Raw genomic sequence first — 22,017 nt, forward strand, 5'->3', positions numbered from 1 at the left:
GAAAATACATCTCGCAAGCCGTAACATTCCCAAACGGAATATCACAGCCCTGGAGGTTTGCCATGCGCGACCTGGACTTGCAGACCCTGCGCCTCTTTGCCGCCGTGTGCGAACAGCGCAGCATTGCGCGTGTGGCCGAGCAGGAGTCCATCGTGGGCTCGGCCATCAGCAAGCGGCTGACGCAGCTGGAAGACACGGTGGGCACACCGCTGCTGCTGCGCAAGCGCCGGGGCGTGGTGCCAACGCCTGCCGGCGAGACCCTGCTGGAGCATGCCCGCACCATGCTGGCCAGCGTAGGGCAGATCGAGCGCGACATGGCGGCCTACGCCACCGGCACCCGGGGCCATGTGCGCATGCTGGTCACCGCCTCGGTCATGGCCGAGTCGCTGGCCGACGATGTGGCGGCCTTTCTGCAAGACCCGGCACACCGCAACATCCAGATCAGCCTGGAGGAACGCGTGAGCCCGGACGTGGTGCAAGGCGTGCGCGACGGCAGCGCCTCCATCGGCATCTGCTGGGACGCAGCCGACCTGTCGGGCCTGGAAACCAGCGCCTACCGCAGCGATCACCTGGCTGTGGTGGCACACGAGTCGCACCCCGTGGCCCAGCTGCAGAGCGTGCGGTTTGCCGACGTGCTGGAGCACGAATTCGTCAGCATGCCCGCGCTCAGTGCAGTGCAGGTGCTGCTGGCGCGTGCCGCTGCGGTGGAGGGAAAAATGCTGGCCCACCGCGTGCTGGTGTCCAACTTTGACGCCGCCCTGCGGGTGGTGCGCGCCAACCTCGCCATCAGCGTGGTGCCGCGCGAAGTGGCCCAGCCGTTTGCCCAGTTGGCACCGGTGCGCATCGTCCCGCTGAGCGACCCCTGGGCCCAGCGGCGCTTTGCAATCTGCTACCGCAGCGCCCAGTGGCTGCCCCCCGCGGCCCAGTTGCTGGTCGCGCATCTGGCGGGGCTGGGGCGCAGCTGACAGGGGCCGAAAACCGTGGCCCTGTCGCAACAGTTTGATACGCAACATTGTATTTTTCGCCACTAGCGCATGTGTGCTGTGCGTTCTGAGCTACTAAACTTGTAGCAAAATGGGTTCCGCGCTATAGTCTCAGCGCATCAGCGGGCCCGGTTGACGGCCACCCGCACTGAATCCAGATCCAACACTTGCGCGAGGAGAAGCGTCCATGAGCTCCAAAGAAAATGCTTCCATCAACCAGCTTTTCGAGAAACTTGAATGCCGCTATGCGCTGCGCGTGCTGTGGGCCCTGAAGGACGGCCACCCCCAGACGTTCCGCCTGCTGCAGGACAGCGTGGGTGGCATCACCCCCAACACGCTCAACACCCGCATCAAAGAGCTGCGCGAAGCCGGTTTTGTGGACCATGGCAGCGACGGCTACACCGTCACCCCCTCGGGCGCTGACCTGCTCAAGCGCCTGTCGGACGTGCAGGCCTTTGCCACCCGCTGGGTCGCAGGCCGCGCCAAGAAGGCCTGAGCCCTCTTCCCTCCCCCTGCTCGCCCTGCCCCGCAGGGAAAAGCCCCGCCGGACCTCCGCGCGGGGCTTTCGTTAAAATAGGGATCAAAATAGCTTCAAGCGCAATCAAAACATGCGCCTGAAGCTATATTTTTAATAGCAAACAAGGAACTCCCATGGCACTGACCACCACTGCATCCGGCCTGCAATACGAAGACACCACCGTGGGCGAAGGCGCCGAAGCCACCAAGGGCCAGAACGTGTCGGTGCACTACACCGGCTGGCTGTACAACAACGGTGAGCAAGGTGCCAAGTTCGACTCCAGCCGCGACCGCAACGACCCTTTTGAATTTGCACTGGGCGCCGGTATGGTCATCAAGGGCTGGGACGAAGGCGTACAGGGCATGAAGATCGGCGGCCAGCGCACGCTGATCATCCCCGCCGCCCTGGGCTACGGTGCGCGCGGTGCGGGCGGCGTGATCCCCCCGAACGCCACGCTCAAGTTCGACGTGGAACTGCTCAAGGTGGGCCGCTGATCTCAGCCCCCTTCCGGTCCACATCGGCAAAACAGAAGCGGCCCTCGGGCCGCTTTTTTCATGCCCGCGCATCTTGCAAACGGGCTGTGGCTGGGGAGCCCTCAGGCTCCTATCCATCAAGACCAGTCCGGAACCCCGGGGCCTCAATCAAACAGCGCCTTGTCCAGCCGCTCAAACTTGGCATCACCCACCGCTTCCCGGATTTTGGGGGCCAGTGCCGCCAGGTCTTCAAAACTGCCTGCGCCCTCCACCGCGAGGTTCAAGCGAAACCCGCGCAAGCCCAGCGCCGCCGTCAGCTCCGTGGCGATGGGATACGCCGCCTGGTAGCGCTCCATGGGCGAACGCCCCGAGCCTTCGACGGGCGACGCCACCGTGCCCAGATCGGTGGCGGGAGCTTCTGCCAGCGTGGCGGAGGCAAGGGGTGCACCGGCAGCAACGGAGCCTACGACTGCGGCAGTCATCTGCCCACCCACCGGCGCCAACAGCCCCTGGGCGATCATGGCCTGCACATCGTCCTGCGTGATGCCCATGGCCGCCGTGGCCGCCAAAATCTCCCCCGTGGTGCGCTTGCCGTCAAAAAGAATGAAGGCCGAGCGCTGGCGCGAGCTCAAGCTGCCGTGACGGTCCTTGAGTGCTTCCTGGCCTGCGGGGGTTTTGACGAGAACCATGAGTCTCCTAGTAGTGAGCAGTCGCGGGGGACGCCGCAAGGCTATCACCTGCGAACCAGAATCCCATGTTTTGGCACCTCTGCAAATCGGGGTTTACACATAACCCCCACGCGGCGCCAACCCCTCACATCTCCGAGCGAATGCGTGGCAGCGGAGGTGCAGGCCGGGTGATCCAGCTGACCACCAAGGTAACGAGCAGGCCACAGGGCACACCAAACACCCCGGCCGAAATGGGCTGGATGCCGAACCACAACCCATCGGCCAGTAGCCAGCGCGGCAGCGCCTGCATGGCGGGCACATGCGACAGCATGTAGTACACCGTGATGGCCAGCCCGCCCAGCATGCCCGCCACTGCGCCTTGCCGCGTGGTGCCCCGCCAGAAGATGCCCAGCACCATCACCGGCACAAACGCCGACGCCGCCAGCGAGAAAGACGCCGACACCATGGGCAGGATTTCAGACGGCTTGAGCGCCGCCACAAACGCTGCCGACAAGGCCACGGCGAGCAGCGTGAACTTGGTCAGGATCACCCGCTGCTCGGGCGACGCCTGGCGGCGCGTGTCCTGAAAATACAGGTCGCGCACGAGCGCATTGCTGATCGTGAGCAGCAAGCCGTCGGCCGTGGACAGCGCCGCTGCCAGGCCCCCTGCCGCCACCAGGCCCGACACTACATACGGCAGCCCACCCAGTTCGGGCGTGGCCAGCATGATGAGGTCGGCCCCCAGCCGGATCTCGCCAAACTGGATCAGGCCATCGCCGTTCACGTCTTCGACCGACAGCAGCGAGCTGTCCACCCGCGCCCATTGGGCCATCCAGGTGGGCAGGGCCTCGAAACTGCTGCCCACCAGGTTCTGCATGACCTCGAACTTCACCAGCACCGCCAGCGCGGGCGCACTGAGGTACAGCAGTGCAATGAAAAACAGCGACCAGCCCACCGACGCACGGGCCGCAGACACCGTGGGCGATGTGTAGTAGCGGGTCAACAGGTGGGGCAGCCCGGCGGTGCCCACCATCAGGCAGAACATCAGCGCCAGAAAATTACGGCGCGTGAGCTCGTAGTCGCGTTGCTCCTCGGGAGTGCCGTGGGGGTCGCCGGCATAGGCCTGGCTGTGGGGCGGCAGCCCGCCCAGGGGGCGCGCGCGCTCGTAGTTCTCGCGCATTTCGCGGGTCCAGCGCTCGCGGGCAGCTGCCGCATCGCGGGGCAGCGCCGCCAGCTCGCGGCTGGCGGAGACGATCAGGCCCACATCAGCATTCTGCGCACGCAGGGCCCGGATGCGCTCACGACCCTTTTCGCGTTCCCGCTCCAGGGCCGCATCCACATCCTGCAGGCGCGCTTCGAAGTCCTTGGCGCGCTGCAGGTAAGCCTGCACCACTTGGTGTTCGGCCGGGGAGTCGAGCAGCTGTGCCTCCAGGTCGGCAATCTTGCTGATCTGCGCGCCATATACCAATGGCGCCAACGGGTTGCCCAGCTGCTTGTACGCCAGCCACGACACCGGGATCATGAACGCCAGCAGCAGCACGACATACTGCGCCACCTGCGTCCAGGTGATGGCCCGCATGCCGCCCAGGAATGAGCACAACAACACCCCGCCCAGGCCCAGCATGATGCCGATCTCGAACTGCACGCCGGTGAGGCGCGACGCAATCAGCCCCACGCCGTAGATCTGCGCCACCACGTAAGTGAACGAGCACAACACGGCCGCCAGTGCGGCAATGACACGCGGCCAGCGCCCGCCAAAACGCACGTGGAAAAAGTCGGGCACGGTGTACAGGCCCATGGCGCGCAGGTGTGGGGCGATGAGCATGGCCACCAGGCAAAAGCCCCCCGTCCACCCCAGCAGATAAGCCAGGCCACCGGCCTGCCCCGGCGTGCCCGAAAAGCCCTGCAGGTACAGCGCGCCCGACAGACTGATGAACGAGGCCGCACTCATCCAGTCGGCCGCCGTCGCCATGCCGTTGTACATGGGCGGAATGCGCCGCCCTGCCACGTAGTAGTCCTCGGGGTCCGTCGTGCGGCCGTACACGCCGATGCCGGCGTACACCATGACGGTGAGAAACAGAAAAATCGGGCCGATCCAGTGGCGCGACAGCCCCTGGTGTTCAGCCCAGGTCATCAGTGCCAGAAAGCCCAGCACCCCCGCCACGTAAAGCGCCAGAATACGGTGCAGCCGCCACAGATAGGCGCGGTCCGCCTCGGCGCTGCCTGGCTTGCGCTCAGCCATGGGCGCGGTCTTCTGCGGGAGGGGCGGAAAGCTCCAATGCCTCGCGTTGCTGCTGGTCCTGCCGCTCAAAGTGGTTCATGGCCCAGCCGTAGGCGACCACGATGGCGATGAACACCAGCACAGCGCCCTGCGCCGCAATCCAGTAGCCCAGAGGCCAGCCCCCCACCACCAGTACCTGCAGGTCCCGGGCGAAGTAGGTGGCCCCAAAAGACACCAGGGCCCACAGCAGGAGCAAACCTGCTTTGAGCCACAGGTGGCGCACGTCGTGCAAGTCGGGGGGAAACGGCCCCGCCATCTCGGCGTCGGCGGGGCGGGTAGCGGGCTGCTGCAACGGCATCACTGGCGCGGCATCACGGACGCGATGGCGGGTGGTGCAGTTGGCACATGGCAGCCCGGTCGGTGCGTCAGCCTGCCAGTTGCTGCCAGGTGGCAATCACGCTGTCGGGGTTGAGCGAAATCGACGAGATGCCCTCCTTGGCCAGCCACTGCGCAAAGTCAGGGTGGTCGCTGGGGCCCTGACCGCAGATGCCGATGTACTTGCCCTGGGCCAGGCAGGCCTTGATGGCCTGGTGGATCAGTGCCTCGACAGCCGGGTCACGCTCGTCGAAGTCCTGCGCCAGCAGCTCCAGGCCCGAGTCACGGTCCAGGCCCAAGGTGAGCTGGGTCAGGTCGTTGGAGCCGATGGAGAAGCCGTCGAAGAACTCCAGGAAACGCTCGGCCAGGATGGCGTTGCTGGGCACCTCGCACATCATGATGACCTTGAGGTCGTCCTTGCCACGCTGCAGGCCATGGCTGGCCAGCAGCTTGGTCACGCGCTCGGCCTGGCCCAGCGTGCGCACAAAGGGCACCATCACCTGCACGTTGGTCAGGCCCATGTCGTTGCGCACGCGCTTCAACGCCTCGCACTCCATGGCAAAGGCTTCGCCGAAGTCTTCGCTGATGTAGCGGGCGGCACCACGGAAGCCGAGCATCGGGTTTTCTTCCTCGGGCTCGTAGCGGCTGCCGCCGATCAGCTTGCGGTACTCGTTGGACTTGAAGTCAGACAAGCGCACGATGACGGGCTTGGGCCAGAAGGCGGCGGCAATGGTGGCCACGCCTTCAGCGACCTTGTCCACGTAGAACGCGCGGGGCGACGCATGGCCACGGGCCACGGATTCCACGGCCTTCTTCAGGTCGGCATCGATCTGGGGATAGTCCAGGATCGCCTTGGGGTGCACACCAATGTTGTTGTTGATGATGAACTCGAGCCGCGCCAGGCCAACGCCTTCGTTGGGCAGCTGGGCAAAATCAAACGCCAGCTGGGGGTTGCCCACGTTCATCATGATCTTGGTCTTGATGGGAGGCATCGCGCCGCGCTGCACTTCGGTGACTTCGGTTTCGAGCAGGCCGTCGTAGATCTTGCCCGTGTCGCCCTCGGAGCAGCTCACCGTGACCAGCGTGCCATCCTTCAGACGCTCGGTCGCGTCGCCGCAGCCCACGACGGCCGGAATGCCCAGCTCGCGCGCAATGATGGCGGCGTGGCACGTGCGGCCACCCCGGTTGGTGACGATGGCGCTGGCGCGCTTCATCACGGGCTCCCAGTTGGGGTCCGTCATGTCGGTGACCAGCACATCGCCCGGCTGGACCTTGTCCATCTCAGAAATGTTGTGCACCAGGCGCACGGGGCCGGTGCCAATCTTCTGGCCGATGGCGCGGCCCTCGGCCAGCACGGTGCCCTGGCCCTTGAGCTTGTAGCGCAGCTCGGCCTGGCCCTTGGCCTGGCTCTTCACGGTTTCAGGCCGTGCCTGCAGGATGTAGAGCTGGCCGTCGGTGCCGTCCTTGCCCCACTCGATGTCCATGGGGCGGCCGTAGTGCTGCTCGATCACCAGCGCGTAGCGGGCCAGTTGCTCCACATCGGCGTCGGTCAGCGAGTAGCGGTTGCGCTGCTCGGTGGGCACATCAATGGTCTTGACCAGCTTGCCGCTGGCGGCCTTTTCCTCAGGCGTGGAGAACACCATCTGGATCAGCTTGCTGCCCAGGTTGCGGCGGATCAGCGCCTTCTTGCCTGCCTGGAGCATGGGCTTGTGCACGTAGAACTCGTCGGGGTTCACGGCGCCCTGCACCACCGTCTCGCCAAGGCCGTAGCTGCTGGTGATAAAGACTACGTCCTCAAAGCCGGATTCGGTGTCGATGGTGAACATCACGCCGGCGGCGCCGAGGTCGGAGCGCACCATGCGCTGCACACCGGCCGACAGGGCCACCACATCGTGCTCGAAGCCCTTGTGCACACGGTAGGAAATGGCGCGGTCGTTGTACAGCGACGCAAACACTTCCTTCATCTTGTGCATGACTTCGTCGATGCCCACCACGTTCAGGAAGGTTTCTTGCTGGCCTGCAAACGAAGCGTCGGGCAAATCCTCGGCCGTGGCCGACGAGCGCACGGCAAATGAGGCGGCGGGGTTGCCTGCGCTCAGCTTGGCAAATTCATCAGCAATGGCCTTTTGCAGGTCGGCTGGGAAGGGCTGGGCCTCAACCATGGCGCGAATCTCGGCACCGACCTGTGCGAGGGCGCGCACGTCCTCGGTATCCAGGCTCTTGAGCTTGGCGCTGATGCGGTCGGCCAGGCCGTCGTAGGCCAGGAACTCGCGGAACGCGTGGGCGGTGGTGGCAAAGCCCGTGGGCACGCGCACACCCTGCGGCAGCTGGGAGATCATCTCGCCGAGGCTGGCGTTTTTACCGCCAACTGCCTCGACATCGGTCATTCTCAGGTTTTCAAACGGTACGACCAGGGCGGTCGGGCTGAAAAGTGCAGACATGGGAAAGCTCCAGAAGTTGAAACCGGGTCTGCGCGCCTGCCCCCTGAGAGCGATGGGCGAGCGGCCATGCACAGGCTGCAGCTTTGTCGTTGTGGTTGTAGGCCGACGGTGTGCATGGTGAGAATTGGATAATTGTGACAATTGTAGGCCCGCGCATCTGGCAACGGGCTGACGCTTTCACGCGACTGACGCAAAACGGGGAATTGCCACTTCTTTGTGGTGTCCACCCGGCTGGCGCAAGCCGCATCCAAAAAAAGGGGCTCCATGCACTCGCGCACCGTATTTTTTGTCTCTGACGGCACCGGCATCACCGCCGAAACCTTCGGCAACGCCATCCTGGCCCAGTTCGAGATGAAGCCGCGCCATGTGCGCCTGCCCTTCATCGACACGGTGGACAAGGCCCACCAGGCCGTGCGGCAGATCAACCACACCGGAGAAGTCGAGGGCAAAAAGCCCATCGTCTTCACCACGCTGGTCAACATGGACGTGCTCAAGGTCATCCAGGACGGCTGCAAGGGCATGCTGCTGGACATGTTTGGCACCTTCGTCCACCCGCTGGAGGAAGAGCTGGGCATCAAGTCGCACCACCGCGTGGGGCGCTTCAGCGACGTGAGCCGCAGCAAGGAGTACACGGACCGCATTGAAGCCATCAACTTCAGCCTGGCCCATGACGACGGCCAGAGCAACCGCGACCTGGCAGGTGCCGACGTGATCCTGGTGGGCGTGAGCCGCAGCGGCAAAACGCCCACCAGCCTGTACCTGGCCATGCAATGTGGCCTGAAAGCCGCCAACTACCCGCTGATCCCCGAGGACTTCGAACGCCGCCAACTGCCCCCTGCCCTGGTGCCGTTTCGCAGCAAGATCTTTGGCCTGACCATCAGCCCCGACCGCCTGGCCGAGATCCGCGCCGAGCGCCGCCCCAATTCGCGCTATGCCAGTCTGGAGAACTGCCGCATGGAGGTCTCCGAAGCCGAGGCCATGATGCGCCGCGCAGGCATCCGGTGGTTGTCCACCACCACCAAGTCGATTGAAGAGATTGCGACGACCATCCTGCAGGAGATTCGGCCGGAGAGGCTGGTGTATTGAGCAGCGTTGCATGGCAAGTACGACCCAACCTCCCTCGGGGGCCATGGCGGATTCATGCAAAAACAGGCTCTACCGCCCTACTGAAAAGCGCAACAAGCTATAAATAACATAGCATTGTTCTCACAGGACCGGCGGTGCAGTCTGGCTTGCGCCGCAAGCCCCGCCCGCAGATCACGGCAGACCACCTCCTGCGGGGCCATCGCCCCCAAACAATTCAAACACCATGCTGCGCATCCATTGGTTCACCGGCTCGCGGTGCACCTTGGCATGCCAGAACACGCTGATGGGCGCGTCAGGCAGTTTGACGGGGTGCGTGCGCAGCACCAGGCCAAAGGGCTCGACCAGCTTGAGCGCCAGCCGCTCGGGCACCGTCGCCACCAGCGCCGTGCTTTGGAGGATGTGGCCCACGCTCACAAAGTGCGGCACGCTCAGCCGCACCAGGCGGTCGATGCCAGCCTTCTGGATCAGCTCGTCCACCTTGCCGTGCCCCGTCCCTGCAGACACGATCACCAGGTGCTCTGCCGCCTTGTAGTCCGACAGCAGCAGCTTGGGCCGGTCCAGCGCGTGGCCCTTTCGGAACAGACACACATAACGCTGGCGGAACAAGCGCCGCTGGAAAAACCCCGCTTTCAGCTGCGGCAGCAGGCCAATGGCCAGGTCCACCTTGCCAGCCTCCATGTCTTCGCGCAGATGGGCTGCGTTGTTGCGCACGGTGTTCAGCGTGACGCCCGGCGCCTCCCGCCCCAGGCGCTCCAGCAGCGCGGGCAGGAAGACGATCTCGCCAATGTCTGTCATGCCGATGGTGATGGTGCGCTTGAGCGTTGCGGGCGTGAACTGTGTGCGCTGGTTCAGCCCGCTGTGGATCATGCCCAGCGCATAGCCCACGGATTCGCCCAATTGCTCGGCAAACGGCGTGGGCACCATGCCGCCCGAGGTGCGCAAGAAAAGCTCGTCGCCAAAAATGCGCCGTAGCTTGGCCAGCGCATTGCTCACGGCAGGCTGCGTCAGCCCCAGGTTGTCAGCCACCTTCGACACGCGCCGTTCGACCATGAGTTGCTGAAACAGCACCAGCAGGTTCAGGTCGATATCCGATAGCTCCATCGCCACTCCATCAGCTCGGGTGATATGAAGTGGCGATGGTATTGCAGCCAGTGATTCGCAGGCGCTTTCGTGGGCACAATGGGCTGGATGAAATCGAACGCCGCCCGCCATGGACATCCTCGTTCAGCCGCTTAACCGCGTGATCCGCGCCGAACCCGGCGTGAACCTGCTTGACGCCCTGCGCGCGGCGCAGGTTCCGATGTCGTATTCGTGCCTTTCTGGCCGCTGCGGCATCTGCCGCTGCCGGGTGCTGTCTGGTGAGGTGCTCGATGGCGGGCGCGAGCAGCAGCGTCCGCTGGACGGCGTGGACGGTGCCGTGCTGGCCTGCCAGACCTATGTGACCGAGCCCTGCACCATCGAAGTGCCCGCCCCCGGCGAAGCCGTGGTGCACCGTGCGCGCGTGGCCAAGGCCACCGTGGTGGCCATCGAGCCGCTGGCGGTAGACATCCGGCGCCTGCTGCTCAAGGTGGCAAAACCGATTGCGTTTTCTCCAGGTCAGTACGTGCAGTTGGGTTTCACGCCGACGCATGTGCGCCCCTACTCCATGGCAAACCTGCCGGGCGAACAGTTGCTGGAGTTCCACATACAGCTCATGCCCCAGGGCCGGGTCAGCGGCTACATCGCCGGGCAGCTGAAGGTGGGGGACAAAGTCAAGGTCAGTGGGCCGCTGGGCGCGGCGTATTTGCGCCAGCAGCACACGGGGCCCATGCTGTGCGTGGCTGGGGGCACCGGGCTGGCGTCGGTGCTGTCGGTGGTGCGCGGCGCGGTGGCTGCGGGCATGCGCAACCCCATTCACCTGTACTTCGGCCTGCGCTCGCCGCGCGAGCTGTATGGCCTGGCATGGCTGGACCATTTGCGCAGCGTGCACCCTGCCCTGCGGGTGCATGTGGTGGTGGCATCAGGCGCCGACCCTGCCACGCAGCGGCGCGGGCTGGTGACCCAGGCCATCGAGCAGGACCACGCCAGCATGCAAGGCTGGCAGGCGTATCTGTGCGGATCGCCGCCGATGGTGGAGACCACCACACTGTTGGCGCTGGGCAAAGGCCTGGAGGCAGCCCACCTCCATGCCGAGGCTTTTTACCTGCAGGGCGACTGATTCCGTCTCCAAATCATCCGTGTCGTTGTTGCTTCGCCTTGCCGTGCTACAGCACTGTCTGCGGCTTCGCGCCTAGACACGAATGATCTGGAAACGGAATGAGGTTCTTGGAGTCGTCTGAATCCACTTGAACCGCTCACTCAGTGCGGTCGAAGCGCCGCGAGGGGCTTCGACAAGCTCAGCCCGCATCCGGCTGCGCGCTGGGCGCCGCCTTGCGGAACGCTTCCAGCTGCGCGCAGGCTGTGTCCACCGCCTGCACCAGCGGCCAGCGCGACAAGTCCACCTTGAAGCGGCGCGCGCTCTCCACCTGCGGAACCAGGTACACATCGGCCAGCGTGGGGGTGCTGCCAAAGCAGAAATCACCGCGCTGCGGGTCCTTCGACAGCAGCGCCTCAATGGCATCAAAGCCCGCGCTGATCCAGGTGCCGCACCAGTCGTTCACGGCAGCCTCGTCGGCACCAAAGCGATGGCGCAGCGCCTCCAGAATGCGGCGGTTGTTGACGGGATGGATGTCGCAGCCCACGATGGCCGCCAGGGCGCGCACCTGGGCGCGATCGCCTGCATCGCCGGGCAGCAGCGGTGGGGTGGGATAGCGCTCTTCGAGCCACTCGATGATGGCGGGCGACTGGATCATCAGGCGCTCGTCGGCCTCCAGCACGGGCACGAACTGCTGCGGGTTGATCGCCTTGAAGGCATCGCCCAGATGCTCTTCGCGCCGCAAATCGACCGCAATCTGCTCGTAGGCCAGCCCCTTGAGGTTGAGCGCAATGCGCAAGCGGTGGGATGTTCCGCTGCGGAAGAAGGAATAGAGCTTCATGGTCAGTCTCTGTGTCAGTCCCTGTGTCAGTCCAGGGCAATCTTGGCGCGCTTGACGACTTCACCGAACGTGCGCGAATCGCGTTCGATAGCCTTGGTGAGTTCGGCGGGCGGGCCGATGTAGGGCTCAAACCCGAAGGTCGCCAGGCGCTCCTTGACCTCTGAAGTGGCCAGCACCTTGCCCACGTCGGCATTGATCTTCTCGATGGCTGCCTTCGGCGTGCCAGCAGGCGCGAACAGGCCCACCCAGGTCTTCACTTCAAACCCGGCCGGGCCGCCCGCTTCGCCCATGGTTGGAATGTCGGTGAAGCCCGCCAGACGCTGGGGTGCGGCCAGCGCCAGAAATTTCACCTTCTTGGCCTGGAACATCGGCCCGGCCGTCGCTGCCGTGCCAAACGCCCACTTGATGTCGCCCGTGGCCACAGAGGTGTAGACGCTGCCCATTTCCTTGTACGGCACATGCATCATCTTCGTGCCCGTTGCCGCCTCCAGACTCGCCGCGCCCACATGAGCCACGCTGCCGATGCCCCAGGAGCCGTAGGTGATGTCGCCCGGCGCCGCCTTGGCCGCCTTGATCAAATCGCCCACATCCTTCCAGGGCGAGTTGGCCGCCACCACCACAAAGAAGTTCGTGAAATACACCGGAGCGACGGGCTCGAAATCTTTGGTCGGGTCATAGGGCAGTTGCTTGAACACATGCGGCTGCAGGGCCATGTGCGTGTTGTCCACCTGCAGCAGCGTGTAGCCATCTGGCGCAGCGCGCTTGGCATCGCCGATGGCGATGAAACCGTTGGCACCCGGCTTGTTGTCAATGACGAGTTGCTGCCCCCAATTGCGCGACAAGCGCTCGCTGAGGATGCGCATCACCGCATCGGGGCCGCTGCCGGGCGAATACGGCGCGACGGAGCGGATGGGCTTGGCAGGAAAGGTCTGCGCCACGGCGTTGGGCACGCTCGCGCCGGCCACAAGGGCCAGCGCGCAAAGCGCCAGAGCGGGTCTCAAAATCTGTGAACGAATGGCGGTCAGCATGGGGGGTGTCTCCTTGGTTTTATGAAAGCCGAATCCGGCTGGTGAGTGATGGATCAAACAGTGACTTGCACACGGTGGCTGTGCAGCGCCTCAAAAATCGGTGCGTCGCTGAAGCGGAACAGGTCGAGCGCGCCAGCGGCCGATGCCTGGGCCGAGAACGGCTGCCACGACGGCACCACAAACAAGTCGCCCCGCGCCACCTGCCAGGTGCGTTCACCCACCGTGACGGTGCCACTGCCGTCAAACACCTGGAACACCGACGACCCCACCTCGCGGTGCACCCGCGTCGCGTCGCCCGCGCGCACACGGTGCATTTCGGTCCGCATCGTGGGCAACACATCGGCGCCGGTGGTGGGGTTGGTAAAGCGCACTGCTGCATGCCCGGGGCTCAGGGTGCCCGCCTGGCCTTCGTCTTCCAGCGCGAGCTGATCGGCCAGCGCACGGTCGGTGTCCACCCAGCGGTAGGCCAGCAGGGGCGTGGCGGGCTGGGCCTGCACCATCGATACCGGGCGCAGGCCCGGGTGGCCCCACAGCCTTTCGGAATAAGAACGCTCGGCGGTGGTGCGCTCGGCGGGCGGGAGCTTCTCGCGTCCCACTTCGAAGAACTGGCTCTCGGTGTAGTACGAGAACGGAATGTCCAAGCCGTCGATCCAGGCCATGGGCTCGGTGGCAGCGTTGTGGTGGGCATGCCAGTTCCAGCCGGCCTGGGGCAGAAAGTCGCCCCGCGACATGCGCACGGCATCGCCATTCACCACGGTCCAGACGCCCTCGCCTTCCACCACAAAGCGAAACGCGTGCTGCGTGTGCCGGTGCTCGGGGGCGTCTTCGCCGGGCATCAGGTACTGAATGGCGGCCCACAGCGTGGGCGTGGCAAAGGGGCGCCCACCCAGCGCCGGGTTGGCCAGCGCAATCGCACGGCGCTCGCCGCCACGGCCCACGGGCACGATGGCGCCCGCCTGTGCGGCCAGGGCTTTCAAGCGGTCCCAGCGCCACAGATGGGGCACGGCCTTTGATTGGGGCTGTCGGGGCATCAGGTCGCCGATCTGCGTCCACAGCGGCACCAGCAGCTCTTGCTCAAAGCCCCGGTACAGCTGCTCCAGCTCGGGCGTCGGATCGGGCTGGCCCTTGCCCGCAACGGCGTGCAGCCGTACGGGGGACGGCGTGAGGTCGGTGGTCATGGTGGGGTTGTCTCCTGGATGTGGTTTTTTCTTATTCCGCCGGGCCAACGTGGAGCACGATGCTGCCCACGCCTTCAATGTGGCCGTCGATGCGGTCGCCTGCCAGCACGGGGCCTACGCCCTCGGGCGTGCCGGTAAAGATCAGGTCACCCGGCTGCAGGTGGTAGAACTTGGACAGGTCGGCAATCAGCTCGGTGATGTTCCAGATCAGCTTGGACAGGTCGGACTTCTGGCGCACCGTGCCATTGACCGACAGCTCCAGGTTGCCCTGGCCCAGCACCACCTCGGGCAGGGGCACGATCTCGGAGACCACGGAGGACTGCTCCACATCCTTGCCCAGGTCCCAAGGCCGGCCCTTGTCCCGCGCCACCAGTTGAAGGTCGCGGCGCGTCATGTCCAGGCCGCAGGCATATCCGTAGATGAGGCGGTGCGCATCGGCCTCGCTCACACGAAAACCGGGCGCACCAATGGCCAGCACCAGTTCCATTTCGTGGTGGTAGTTCTGTGTGCCGGGTGGGTAGGCCACGGTCGCGCCAGACTCGACCAGCGTGGACGGTGCCTTGGTGAAGTAGAACGGCACCTCCACCGCCTTGTCCACCGGGCGCCCCATCTCAACCGCATGCGCGTGGTAGTTGCGGCCCACAAAGAACAGCCGGTGGATGGGCAGGCGCTCGCTGCGGCCACGCACAGGCAGCGAATAGACGGGGGGCGGGGTCCAGAGGTAAGTGGCTGACGTGGTTGCGGTCATCGGTGGTTTCCTTAGCGGGTTGTCGTGTTCGGTTTCTTGTGGGCTTGGGTGGGGTTGCATGCCTCGGTGCTGCGCGGCATCAAGCTGGGTTCACAGCTTTGCCATCGGCGTGTTCAGGTCGGCCAGCCGCTCGGCATCCACCGGCTTGCGCTGCTCGATCAGCCTGCGGGCAAAGCGCAGGTCGCGCGCTGCGTTGGCCCCTACGGCGGCCTGCACCACATCGCCCGCCAGGTAAAACAACACAAAGCTGCCGCTGGCCGGGTCGCCGCGCTGCACCACGCGGTGCGCAGGCGTGGGCATGCCGTAGATCTGCAGGTTCATGCCGTACTGGTCGGACCAGAACCATGGCAGCGGCTGGTAGTCCACGGCCTGGCCCAGGGCGGAGCGCGCAGCGGCCATGCCCTGCTCCTGCGCGTTCTGCCACGACTCCAGCCGCAGGCTGCGGCCCGCCCAGGGGTTGGGTGCCACGGCCACATCGCCTGCGGCCAGGATGTGTGGGTCAGACGTGCGGCATTGGGCATCGACCAGCACGCCACCTTCGCAAGCCAGGCCCGCCTCGCGCGCCAGCTTGTCGTTGGGCACCAGGCCCACGCCCAGCACGATGGTGTCGCACGCCAGCGCGCTGCCATCGGCCAGCAAGACTTCCAAGCGGCCATCTGAGCCATCCGCACCCTCTGCAGCGCGGGCAAAGCCCCGCACCCCCGCGCCCAGCAGCACACGCACACCCTGGGCGCGGTGCAGCGCCAGCAGATACGCCGACACCTCGGCGGGCACGGTGCGTTCACACAAGCGGCTTTGCGTCTCCACCACCGCCACTTCCGCGCCCTGCTGGCGTGCGGTGGCTGCCACCTCCAGGCCGATCCAGCCACCGCCCACCACCACCACGCTGCGGCCAGGCCGAAGGGCCGGGGCCAGCGCCTGCGCATCTTCAATGGTGCGCAGCGTGTGCAGCGGCACCTGGTCAGCGCCCTGCACGGCAAGCCGCCGGGCGCCCCCCCCGGTGCACAGGATGAGCTTGTCGTAGGGCTGCACCGTGCCATCGGACAGCAGCACCTGCTTGGCAGCGCGGTCAATGCGGCGCACCTGCACACCGGGCCGCCATTGCACCGCCAGGGCGTCAAAGGCCTCGGGCTTCATGAGGCGCGTGCTCTCCGGCGCTGCTGCGCCCGACAGCACCGCCTTCGACAGCGGTGGCCGTTCGTGCGGCGGATGGGCTTCGTCACCGACCAGCACCACGCGGCCCGCAAAGCCTTCGCTGCGCAGCGCCTGCGCTGCCCAGCCGCCCGCCTGGCCCGCACCGACGATCACGATGGTGTGGGACGAGTGGGCGTTTACGCCTTCATGCGGCAATGCAGCGGCCTCGACCTCAGGTCGTTCGGCAGTCATGGGGGGGCTCCTTGAGAGGTTCAGTCCAGGGCCAGCCACACGCGGCCGCCCTCGATCTTCACGGGGTAGCTGCGCAGCGGCTCGGTCACCGGCGCACAGGTGGGCTGGCCTGATCGCACATCAAACTTGCCCTGGTGCAGCGGGCATTCGATCTCGTGCCCTTCCAGAAACCCATCGCACAGGCGCGCATGGCCGTGGGTGCAGATGTTGTCAGTGGCAAACACCTCGCCGCCCACGCCATACAACGCAATGTCGCGCCCGGCCACGGCCAGGCCGATCACGTCATCCTGCGGCACATCGTCCTGCGCGGCGGCGTCAATCCAGTTCGTTGTCATCGTCGTCATGGCGGCTCCTCAGATGGGGTAGATCAGCGAGTTGGGGATCATCTCGCTGTCGTAAACGACGAGGCGCGACGCGAACTTCAGGCCCTCGGGCGTGGGCACCACTTCATCGAGCGTGCGCCCCACGTTGAACACCGTCGATTCCTTCGACAGCCGCGTGCGCAGCACCGCATAGTTGGCCTCGCAGTGGATGCGGCAATCTGCATCCACCTTGTGCACCAGCGGCGCGCCCACCACATGGCGCTGGTAGTAGGGGTCGTGAAACAGCGTCTCGCGGATGCCGTAGACGCGGTCTTTCAGCATGCCCTTGCTGTCAAACGCCAGCGTGGCCAGCGGGAACCCGCGCTCGTGGTTCTCGCGCGGCTGCAGCTTGTACACACAGTGGTCGATAAAAAATTCAGGCCACGCCTCCCAGTCTGCCGCGTCGAGTGCGCGGGCGTAGCGGGCGTAGAGCTGGTTCAGTTCGAAGTAGGTCTGGAAGTCCATGGTCAAGCCTCCGCCTCCATCACCTTGCGCCAGTATTCGTACATGCCCCGGATCAGCGTCTCAGTCACCATGTGGTCCGTGTTGCCCACATCGCGCCCGCCCAGCTCGGCCAGCGTGCGGTGCGCGGGCTTGGTCTCAAAGCCTTCTTGCGACCACTCGATCACCTCGCCATCGTCCGCCGACACAAAGCCCGCCGGGCCGAACAGATTGGCCTGGCGCAGGCGGCGCTGGGTCATCTCCTCGCTGTCGTCCTCAAAGCCAAAGTGCGTCCACACAAAATCAAACGCCCCCTTGCCATCCGGCTGGATGTGGCGCGTGGACACGCTGTTGACCTGCTGCTGAAAGATCACGCTGGGGAACACGGTCATCATCACCGCCGTGGGCACAGATGCCGGTGCGTTGGGCACCGCTGCATCACCACTGCTCGCAGCCGGGGGTGGCCCCGCCCACCAGTCCTCCTGCGCAATGTCCAAAAAGCGCGGGTCATTCAGCGACATGCTGGCCTTGAAGCTGGACACCTGCGTCACATCCGCCGCCTTGCCCGCCGCGCCACGGGTCGAGACCATGGCCGCGTGGCGGTGCTGCGCGTCCATCAGCAGTTGCGACTTGTTGTCGGCGCGCCAGAGCCCAAAGGTAACGAACCAGGTGTGCAGCAGGCCGGGGTGGTACGGGTCCTTGATGTTCTCTTGCATCAGCTTCCAGTTGCCCGGAATGCGCTGGCGGTTGTAGCCCAGGATGGTGAGCTTGCGGCCATTGAACAGCCGGTCAAAGTAGCCCAGGATGGTGGGGCCCAAGAATTCCTCCAGCGGCTCCACGCTGCGGTCGAACGACGCAAACACCACGCCGCCACGGGTCGCCACCTTGAGCTTGGTCAGCCCATGCTCGGCCGGATTGAAGTCCGCAGGCATGCCGCCATTGACCTTGCCATCCTGCTTCACGCCGCGCCGAAACGGCACACCCTGCAAGTCACCCGACAGGGTGTAGTTCCACTGGTGGTACGGGCAGGTCAGGCTCTCCCGGTTGCCATGCCGCTCACGGCAAAACGCCATGCCCCGATGGGCGCAGACGTTTTCCACCACATGGATTGAAGCATCCTTGTCGCGCACCAGCAGCACCGAGCGCTCGCCAATCACCGTGCGCTTGAAATCCCCCGCGTTGGGAATCTCTGCCTCCAGACCAACATAACACCAGTGCCCGTTGTAGAACAAACGGTCCAGCTCCTTGCGGTACAGCGCCTCATCCGTATAGGCCTGAAAAGGAATGCGGCTGGTGCGATCCGTCTCCCAGCGGATCTGCTGCGGGAACACGGTCACGGGGCATTCATGCATGGGCGTCTCCTTTGTTTTTTGTCATCGCCAATCAATCGGTCGATCCATCAATCCATCAATCTTTCGGGGCCAGTGCGGATGCACCCAGCGCCTGGGGACCGATCATTCGCGCTGCAGCAATATCAGTCAATGGAACGCTGGTGATGTTTCACATCACCAGAGTGAATATTGCTTTGACTGCAGCGCAGGAGATTGCTGCGCCATGTAGCGGTGCTAGGCGCGCTCGACCACGCTGCATGCGGGTGGCATGAGGGGGTCAAATAGGAGTGGGTACGATGTGGGTTGTGTCGGTCTGTGCGGTTCCGGTAGCGCACTAATCACAGTGGCATTGCAGGAGTTGCCGGTTTGAATCGGTACTGAATGGGAGGAAAAGAGCGTGGGAACAATACGGCGGTTGGTGCTCAAGAATTTCAAGCGTTTCAAGACGTTGGAACTCGAATTCGATCCTGAACTGAACATCCTGGTTGGCGGCAACGAAGCCGGCAAGAGTTCGGTGTTGCAGGCCATAGACATAGCACTGAGCGCCAGTCGAAGCAAGGTCGAGACCATTGGGCTCGAAGCGCTGTTCAACGCCGACTGCATCACCGAGTTCCTCGCAAGCACGAGGCGGATCGCCGACCTACCCGAGCTACTGATAGAGATCTATTTCGATGACCTACCAGGCCGCCACGACCTGGATGGACGGAACAACAGCAAGGGTACAGACCACCTCGGCATCAAGATGGTTTGCAAGCCTGTCGATGAGTACACGAAGGAGATCCAGGCCATCCTCGCGGAGAAGCACGATAACTTCCCCTTCGAGTACTACAGCGTGCATTTCCTGACGTTCACGGATGAGGCTGTCTTTCCACATAAGAAGCCGCTGCAGCACCTGCTGATCGACAGCTCACTGATCAACAACGAGCATGCCACGCGCGAGTACACGCGCTCGATGTATGCCGCGCATGCGAGCGTTGCCCAGCGCAACCTACACGGCTTCGAATACCGAAAAGCGAAGGCCAAGTTCAAAGATGAGGCCTTCAAGACAATGAACGACGGGCTGGATGCCTACAAGTTCGACGTCAGGACCAGCCCGAAGGCCAACGTCGAAACCGACATCATCATCACCGAGGATGACATCCCGGTGGACAGCAAAGGCAAAGGCCGCCAGTGCTTCATCAAGACTGAGTTCGCTCTGCGCAACCGGGAGCACGCGCTTCATGTGCTTCTGTTGGAGGAGCCAGAGAATCATCTAAGCCAGGTGCATATGCGCAAGTTGATTGAGCGCATCCGCGCCTCTGTCAAGAAGCAGCTTTTTGTCGCTACGCACAGCAGCTTCATAGCCACGCGGCTGAATCTCCGGAAGGTCCTTATCTTGAGCGACGAGAATCCATCTCGACCGGCTAGCCTTAAGGATCTCAGCCCAGGAACCGCCGAGTTCTTCATGAAGGCGCCCGACAACAACGTACTGGAGCTGGCGCTATGCAAGAAGGCGATCCTGGTCGAGGGGGACGCGGAGTTCATCCTGATGGATGCTCTCTACAAGATCAGCGCACCTGGGTGCAGCCTGGACGCTGACGAAATCCATGTAATCTCAGTCGATGGCACTAGCTTCAAGCGCTACCTCGAACTTGCCAAGCTGCTGGGCATCAAGGTGGCGGCGATCCGCGATAACGACAAGGACTATGCAGCCAACTGCGTTGCGAACTACGCGGACCACGTTTCGGCATCCATCCTGGTCTTTGCGGACCCCGACAACGCCCGTCACACCTTCGAGGTCTGCATGTATCTAGACAATCAGACTGCCTGTGAGGAACTATTCGCGGCGGGCCGTAAGACGCTGAGCGTCGAGGACTACATGCTGAAGAACAAGACCGACGCTGCGTTCCAGCTGCTGGAGAAGAAAGGTGTGGCGCTGACAGCCCCTGGCTACATCCAGCAGGCGGTGGCATGGATAAGAGCGTAGTCTTTGCTGTTGCCGGGTCAGGCAAGACCACCCGGCTGGTCTCTGCGCTGGACGAGGTGCGGCGCTTCCTGATGGTCACGTATACCGACGCCAACTACGAAAACCTTCGTGCCAAGGTCATCGAGCGCTTCGGCTACCTGCCGCCCAACATTGAGATATATACCTACTTCAGGTTCCTGCACAGCTTCTGCTATCGACCGTTCCTGCGCTCCAAGAAGGAAACACGCGGCCTCACCTTCAACCCACCCGACCGGTTTCCGGCCTACCCCTTGACCGATGACCGGCGTTACATATCGCCTAGCAGGTGGCTCTACGCAAACCGCCTCGCCAAGTTCATCGAACAGTCCGGCCTAGTTGATGCTGTGGTTGACCGTATCGAGAAGTACTTCGATGTCTTCTTCGTGGACGAGGTCCAGGACTTCGGCGGAAATGACTTCAACTTCCTATTGGCAATCAGCGCGGCCCAGGTGGACATGAGCTTCGTCGGCGACTTCCACCAGCACACCTTCGACACGAGCCGCGACGGCGCCGTCAATGCCAACCTGCATGAGAACTACGATAAATACAAGAAGAAGTTCGAGCAGGCTCGACTAAAAGTCGATACAGACAGCCTCAAAAGCAGTCGCCGCTGCAGCAAGAGCGTCTGTGACTTCATCACGGAGAAGATCGGGATCGAAATCCATTCGCATGACCAACGGACCAGTGTTGTGCGGTTCGAGGATGACCCTGCAGCGGTTGCAGCCCTCTACCGTGATCCCGGCATAGTCAAGCTCTTCTACAGGGAACACCAAAAGTACGGCTGCTTCTCCCAAAACTGGGGCGCCTCCAAAGGCATGGACAGCTATGAGGACGTGTGCGTGGTCCTGAATCCTGGCAACGTGAAGGCCTGGAACTCCGGCAGCTTTCGGGACATCAATCCGGAGACGCGCAATAAGCTGTACGTCGCCTGTTCCCGCGCAAGGGGCAATCTGACGTTCGTACCCGAATCTCTATTGAAGACCTACAAGCGCTCCTGAGTCTTGCCGCTCCGCGCACGGGCAGAGGGCGCCTCGGGCGCTGTACTTCATCCGTCGCGACGGCGACTATCGGCTGGGAATGTCTGACCGGTCAGCTGGGATCGGGCTGAATAACTATCAATTTGATAGCTAATAGCGCTTGATAGACAGGCGGTAGAGCCCAATTTTCTTCAATTTTCAGCACACCGCACCACTGAAACCACGCACGCACCTATCTCGCCGGTGCTCAAGGCGCACTGCCACTGAGATAGACAACACACCGCCACGCCAACAAAAGCCAGCGCGGCGGCGCGTCGAGCACAACGCTTGCCCTCTTTGGCAGCGGCTTACTTCACCGCAAACCGCACATTCGCCGCCTTCTTGCCCGGCAGTGTCACCAGCGCCACCACCTTGGTGCCCGGCGCCACCTTGAAGATGCCTTTGGTTTCGAGCCTGCCCTCGCCTGCCGGTACAAGCACAGCCTCAGATTTCTCGGTGCCGTTGAGCAGGGTGAGCTTGGCGCTCACGTCCTCGGTCTTGGCGGGTTTGCCGTGGTCGCGCAGGTGCAGGGTGATGGTGTCGGGCTTGGCGACGAGTTCGTAGTCCATGTCGTTGGCCTCGGCCACGATGCCGCCGTGTTGGGGCTTGTGGTCGTGGCCTGCGCCGTGGTCGCCAGCGGCATGGACGGCGGTGGTGGCCACAGCTGCGAGGACCAGGGCGGCGAAAAGTTGGCGGGTGGTTTTCATGAGAGTCCTTTCAAAGGGTGAATGAAAAAGCAAACGAACAAACAAAGAGAACAAATAC

Annotated in this window: 21 protein-coding genes; 7 read left to right on the forward strand and 14 right to left on the reverse strand. The window is 63.9% G+C overall.

Annotated elements, in window-relative coordinates; all coding sequences use genetic code 11:
- The first annotated feature begins 62 nt into the window (after positions 1 to 62).
- The 3 genes from ASD75_RS03675 to ASD75_RS03685 all read left to right on the forward strand — a co-directional run bounded on the left by ASD75_RS03675 (position 63) and on the right by ASD75_RS03685 (position 1,994).
- On the forward strand, positions 63 to 965 hold the full coding sequence (locus tag ASD75_RS03675) for a LysR family transcriptional regulator (protein WP_056743321.1): 903 nt from the start codon (positions 63 to 65) through the stop codon (positions 963 to 965).
- 205 nt (positions 966 to 1,170) lie between these two features.
- Entirely contained in the window at positions 1,171 to 1,479 is a 309-nt protein-coding gene (locus ASD75_RS03680; protein ID WP_015013381.1) for a helix-turn-helix domain-containing protein, read from the forward strand.
- Positions 1,480 to 1,634: 155 nt separating this feature from the next.
- Positions 1,635 to 1,994: an FKBP-type peptidyl-prolyl cis-trans isomerase gene (locus ASD75_RS03685; protein ID WP_056061897.1), complete on the forward strand. Its 360-nt coding sequence runs from the start codon at positions 1,635 to 1,637 to the stop codon at positions 1,992 to 1,994.
- A gap of 143 nt (positions 1,995 to 2,137) precedes the next feature.
- Here ASD75_RS03685 and ASD75_RS03690 read toward each other — a convergent pair whose 3' ends face one another.
- From ASD75_RS03690 to ppsA, 4 genes are all read right to left on the reverse strand, one after another.
- Positions 2,138 to 2,662, reverse strand: a complete 525-nt coding sequence (locus tag ASD75_RS03690) for a hypothetical protein (protein WP_056061895.1) — start codon at positions 2,660 to 2,662, stop codon at positions 2,138 to 2,140.
- Between the two features lie 124 nt (positions 2,663 to 2,786).
- Entirely contained in the window at positions 2,787 to 4,883 is a 2,097-nt protein-coding gene (locus tag ASD75_RS03695) for a VC_2705 family sodium/solute symporter (protein WP_056743323.1), read from the reverse strand.
- On the reverse strand, positions 4,876 to 5,220 hold the full coding sequence (locus ASD75_RS03700; RefSeq protein WP_056061890.1) for a DUF4212 domain-containing protein: 345 nt from the start codon (positions 5,218 to 5,220) through the stop codon (positions 4,876 to 4,878). The genes ASD75_RS03695 and ASD75_RS03700 overlap by 8 nt, the downstream gene beginning before the upstream one ends.
- Positions 5,221 to 5,287: 67 nt before the next feature.
- Positions 5,288 to 7,678, reverse strand: coding sequence for a phosphoenolpyruvate synthase (ppsA, locus tag ASD75_RS03705; protein WP_056061886.1), 2,391 nt, complete (start codon positions 7,676 to 7,678; stop codon positions 5,288 to 5,290).
- Positions 7,679 to 7,942: 264 nt separating this feature from the next.
- Here ppsA and ASD75_RS03710 point away from each other — a divergent pair, with 264 nt between their 5' ends.
- Complete coding sequence (locus ASD75_RS03710) at positions 7,943 to 8,764, forward strand: pyruvate, water dikinase regulatory protein (RefSeq protein ID WP_056743325.1); 822 nt, start codon at positions 7,943 to 7,945, stop codon at positions 8,762 to 8,764.
- A gap of 171 nt (positions 8,765 to 8,935) precedes the next feature.
- On the opposite strand, the gene ASD75_RS03715 is transcribed toward ASD75_RS03710, so the two are convergent.
- Complete coding sequence (locus tag ASD75_RS03715) at positions 8,936 to 9,865, reverse strand: LysR family transcriptional regulator (RefSeq protein WP_056743327.1); 930 nt, start codon at positions 9,863 to 9,865, stop codon at positions 8,936 to 8,938.
- Between the two features lie 109 nt (positions 9,866 to 9,974).
- Here ASD75_RS03715 and ASD75_RS03720 point away from each other — a divergent pair, with 109 nt between their 5' ends.
- The gene (locus ASD75_RS03720) at positions 9,975 to 10,961 is read left to right on the forward strand and encodes a 2Fe-2S iron-sulfur cluster-binding protein (RefSeq protein ID WP_056743330.1); all 987 of its coding nucleotides are present in this window, start codon (positions 9,975 to 9,977) and stop codon (positions 10,959 to 10,961) included.
- Positions 10,962 to 11,139: 178 nt separating this feature from the next.
- Here the strand turns inward: ASD75_RS03720 and maiA are convergent, their stop codons facing one another.
- The 8 genes from maiA to ASD75_RS03760 all read right to left on the reverse strand — a co-directional run bounded on the left by maiA (position 11,140) and on the right by ASD75_RS03760 (position 18,273).
- A complete protein-coding gene (maiA, locus tag ASD75_RS03725; RefSeq protein ID WP_056743332.1) occupies positions 11,140 to 11,778 on the reverse strand; it encodes a maleylacetoacetate isomerase in 639 nt (212 codons plus the stop codon).
- A gap of 26 nt (positions 11,779 to 11,804) precedes the next feature.
- Positions 11,805 to 12,806, reverse strand: coding sequence for a tripartite tricarboxylate transporter substrate binding protein (locus tag ASD75_RS03730; RefSeq protein ID WP_056743334.1), 1,002 nt, complete (start codon positions 12,804 to 12,806; stop codon positions 11,805 to 11,807).
- Between the two features lie 53 nt (positions 12,807 to 12,859).
- Positions 12,860 to 13,984: a cupin domain-containing protein gene (locus ASD75_RS03735; RefSeq protein WP_056743336.1), complete on the reverse strand. Its 1,125-nt coding sequence runs from the start codon at positions 13,982 to 13,984 to the stop codon at positions 12,860 to 12,862.
- 31 nt (positions 13,985 to 14,015) lie between these two features.
- Complete coding sequence (locus ASD75_RS03740; protein ID WP_056743338.1) at positions 14,016 to 14,732, reverse strand: fumarylacetoacetate hydrolase family protein; 717 nt, start codon at positions 14,730 to 14,732, stop codon at positions 14,016 to 14,018.
- Between the two features lie 90 nt (positions 14,733 to 14,822).
- Entirely contained in the window at positions 14,823 to 16,118 is a 1,296-nt protein-coding gene (locus ASD75_RS03745) for an NAD(P)/FAD-dependent oxidoreductase (RefSeq protein ID WP_082564875.1), read from the reverse strand.
- A gap of 20 nt (positions 16,119 to 16,138) precedes the next feature.
- Positions 16,139 to 16,462, reverse strand: a complete 324-nt coding sequence (locus tag ASD75_RS03750) for a non-heme iron oxygenase ferredoxin subunit (protein WP_082564876.1) — start codon at positions 16,460 to 16,462, stop codon at positions 16,139 to 16,141.
- 9 nt (positions 16,463 to 16,471) lie between these two features.
- The gene (locus tag ASD75_RS03755; RefSeq protein ID WP_056743342.1) at positions 16,472 to 16,945 is read right to left on the reverse strand and encodes an aromatic-ring-hydroxylating dioxygenase subunit beta; all 474 of its coding nucleotides are present in this window, start codon (positions 16,943 to 16,945) and stop codon (positions 16,472 to 16,474) included.
- A gap of 2 nt (positions 16,946 to 16,947) precedes the next feature.
- Positions 16,948 to 18,273 carry an aromatic ring-hydroxylating dioxygenase subunit alpha gene (locus tag ASD75_RS03760; RefSeq protein ID WP_056743344.1) on the reverse strand — a complete coding sequence of 442 codons (1,326 nt, stop codon included), beginning with the start codon at positions 18,271 to 18,273 and terminating at the stop codon, positions 16,948 to 16,950.
- A gap of 397 nt (positions 18,274 to 18,670) precedes the next feature.
- Here ASD75_RS03760 and ASD75_RS03765 point away from each other — a divergent pair, with 397 nt between their 5' ends.
- Both ASD75_RS03765 and ASD75_RS03770 read left to right on the forward strand, forming a co-directional pair.
- Positions 18,671 to 20,218, forward strand: a complete 1,548-nt coding sequence (locus ASD75_RS03765; RefSeq protein WP_235511532.1) for an ATP-dependent endonuclease — start codon at positions 18,671 to 18,673, stop codon at positions 20,216 to 20,218.
- Positions 20,203 to 21,234 (forward strand): AAA family ATPase, encoded by a 1,032-nt coding sequence (locus ASD75_RS03770; RefSeq protein WP_056743348.1) that lies wholly within the window; start codon positions 20,203 to 20,205, stop codon positions 21,232 to 21,234. Before ASD75_RS03765 ends, ASD75_RS03770 begins: the two co-directional genes overlap by 16 nt.
- Before the next feature lie 326 nt (positions 21,235 to 21,560).
- On the opposite strand, the gene ASD75_RS03775 is transcribed toward ASD75_RS03770, so the two are convergent.
- The gene (locus tag ASD75_RS03775) at positions 21,561 to 21,959 is read right to left on the reverse strand and encodes a hypothetical protein (RefSeq protein ID WP_056743350.1); all 399 of its coding nucleotides are present in this window, start codon (positions 21,957 to 21,959) and stop codon (positions 21,561 to 21,563) included.
- Positions 21,960 to 22,017 lie beyond the last annotated feature (58 nt).

Origin of the sequence: Acidovorax sp. Root568 (genome assembly GCF_001427445.1) — a bacterium.
GTDB classification, from domain to species: domain Bacteria; phylum Pseudomonadota; class Gammaproteobacteria; order Burkholderiales; family Burkholderiaceae_C; genus Acidovorax; species Acidovorax delafieldii.

Excerpts from the sequence above, each read along its gene's own strand:
- maiA (WP_056743332.1), bottom strand. The coding sequence starts at position 11,778 with ATGAAGCTCTATTCCTTCTTCCGCAGCGGAACATCCCACCGCTTGCGC.
- ppsA (WP_056061886.1), bottom strand. The coding sequence starts at position 7,678 with ATGTCTGCACTTTTCAGCCCGACCGCCCTGGTCGTACCGTTTGAAAAC.
- ASD75_RS03775 (WP_056743350.1), bottom strand. The coding sequence starts at position 21,959 with ATGAAAACCACCCGCCAACTTTTCGCCGCCCTGGTCCTCGCAGCTGTG.
- ASD75_RS03770 (WP_056743348.1), top strand. The coding sequence starts at position 20,203 with ATGGATAAGAGCGTAGTCTTTGCTGTTGCCGGGTCAGGCAAGACCACC.
- ASD75_RS03685 (WP_056061897.1), top strand. The coding sequence starts at position 1,635 with ATGGCACTGACCACCACTGCATCCGGCCTGCAATACGAAGACACCACC.
- ASD75_RS03675 (WP_056743321.1), top strand. The coding sequence starts at position 63 with ATGCGCGACCTGGACTTGCAGACCCTGCGCCTCTTTGCCGCCGTGTGC.
- ASD75_RS03690 (WP_056061895.1), bottom strand. The coding sequence starts at position 2,662 with ATGGTTCTCGTCAAAACCCCCGCAGGCCAGGAAGCACTCAAGGACCGT.
- ASD75_RS03715 (WP_056743327.1), bottom strand. The coding sequence starts at position 9,865 with ATGGAGCTATCGGATATCGACCTGAACCTGCTGGTGCTGTTTCAGCAA.
- ASD75_RS03730 (WP_056743334.1), bottom strand. The coding sequence starts at position 12,806 with ATGCTGACCGCCATTCGTTCACAGATTTTGAGACCCGCTCTGGCGCTT.
- ASD75_RS03750 (WP_082564876.1), bottom strand. The coding sequence starts at position 16,462 with ATGACGACGATGACAACGAACTGGATTGACGCCGCCGCGCAGGACGAT.
- ASD75_RS03760 (WP_056743344.1), bottom strand. The coding sequence starts at position 18,273 with ATGCATGAATGCCCCGTGACCGTGTTCCCGCAGCAGATCCGCTGGGAG.
- ASD75_RS03700 (WP_056061890.1), bottom strand. The coding sequence starts at position 5,220 with ATGCCGTTGCAGCAGCCCGCTACCCGCCCCGCCGACGCCGAGATGGCG.
- ASD75_RS03695 (WP_056743323.1), bottom strand. The coding sequence starts at position 4,883 with ATGGCTGAGCGCAAGCCAGGCAGCGCCGAGGCGGACCGCGCCTATCTG.
- ASD75_RS03720 (WP_056743330.1), top strand. The coding sequence starts at position 9,975 with ATGGACATCCTCGTTCAGCCGCTTAACCGCGTGATCCGCGCCGAACCC.
- ASD75_RS03680 (WP_015013381.1), top strand. The coding sequence starts at position 1,171 with ATGAGCTCCAAAGAAAATGCTTCCATCAACCAGCTTTTCGAGAAACTT.
- ASD75_RS03735 (WP_056743336.1), bottom strand. The coding sequence starts at position 13,984 with ATGACCACCGACCTCACGCCGTCCCCCGTACGGCTGCACGCCGTTGCG.
- ASD75_RS03745 (WP_082564875.1), bottom strand. The coding sequence starts at position 16,118 with ATGACTGCCGAACGACCTGAGGTCGAGGCCGCTGCATTGCCGCATGAA.
- ASD75_RS03710 (WP_056743325.1), top strand. The coding sequence starts at position 7,943 with ATGCACTCGCGCACCGTATTTTTTGTCTCTGACGGCACCGGCATCACC.
- ASD75_RS03740 (WP_056743338.1), bottom strand. The coding sequence starts at position 14,732 with ATGACCGCAACCACGTCAGCCACTTACCTCTGGACCCCGCCCCCCGTC.
- ASD75_RS03755 (WP_056743342.1), bottom strand. The coding sequence starts at position 16,945 with ATGGACTTCCAGACCTACTTCGAACTGAACCAGCTCTACGCCCGCTAC.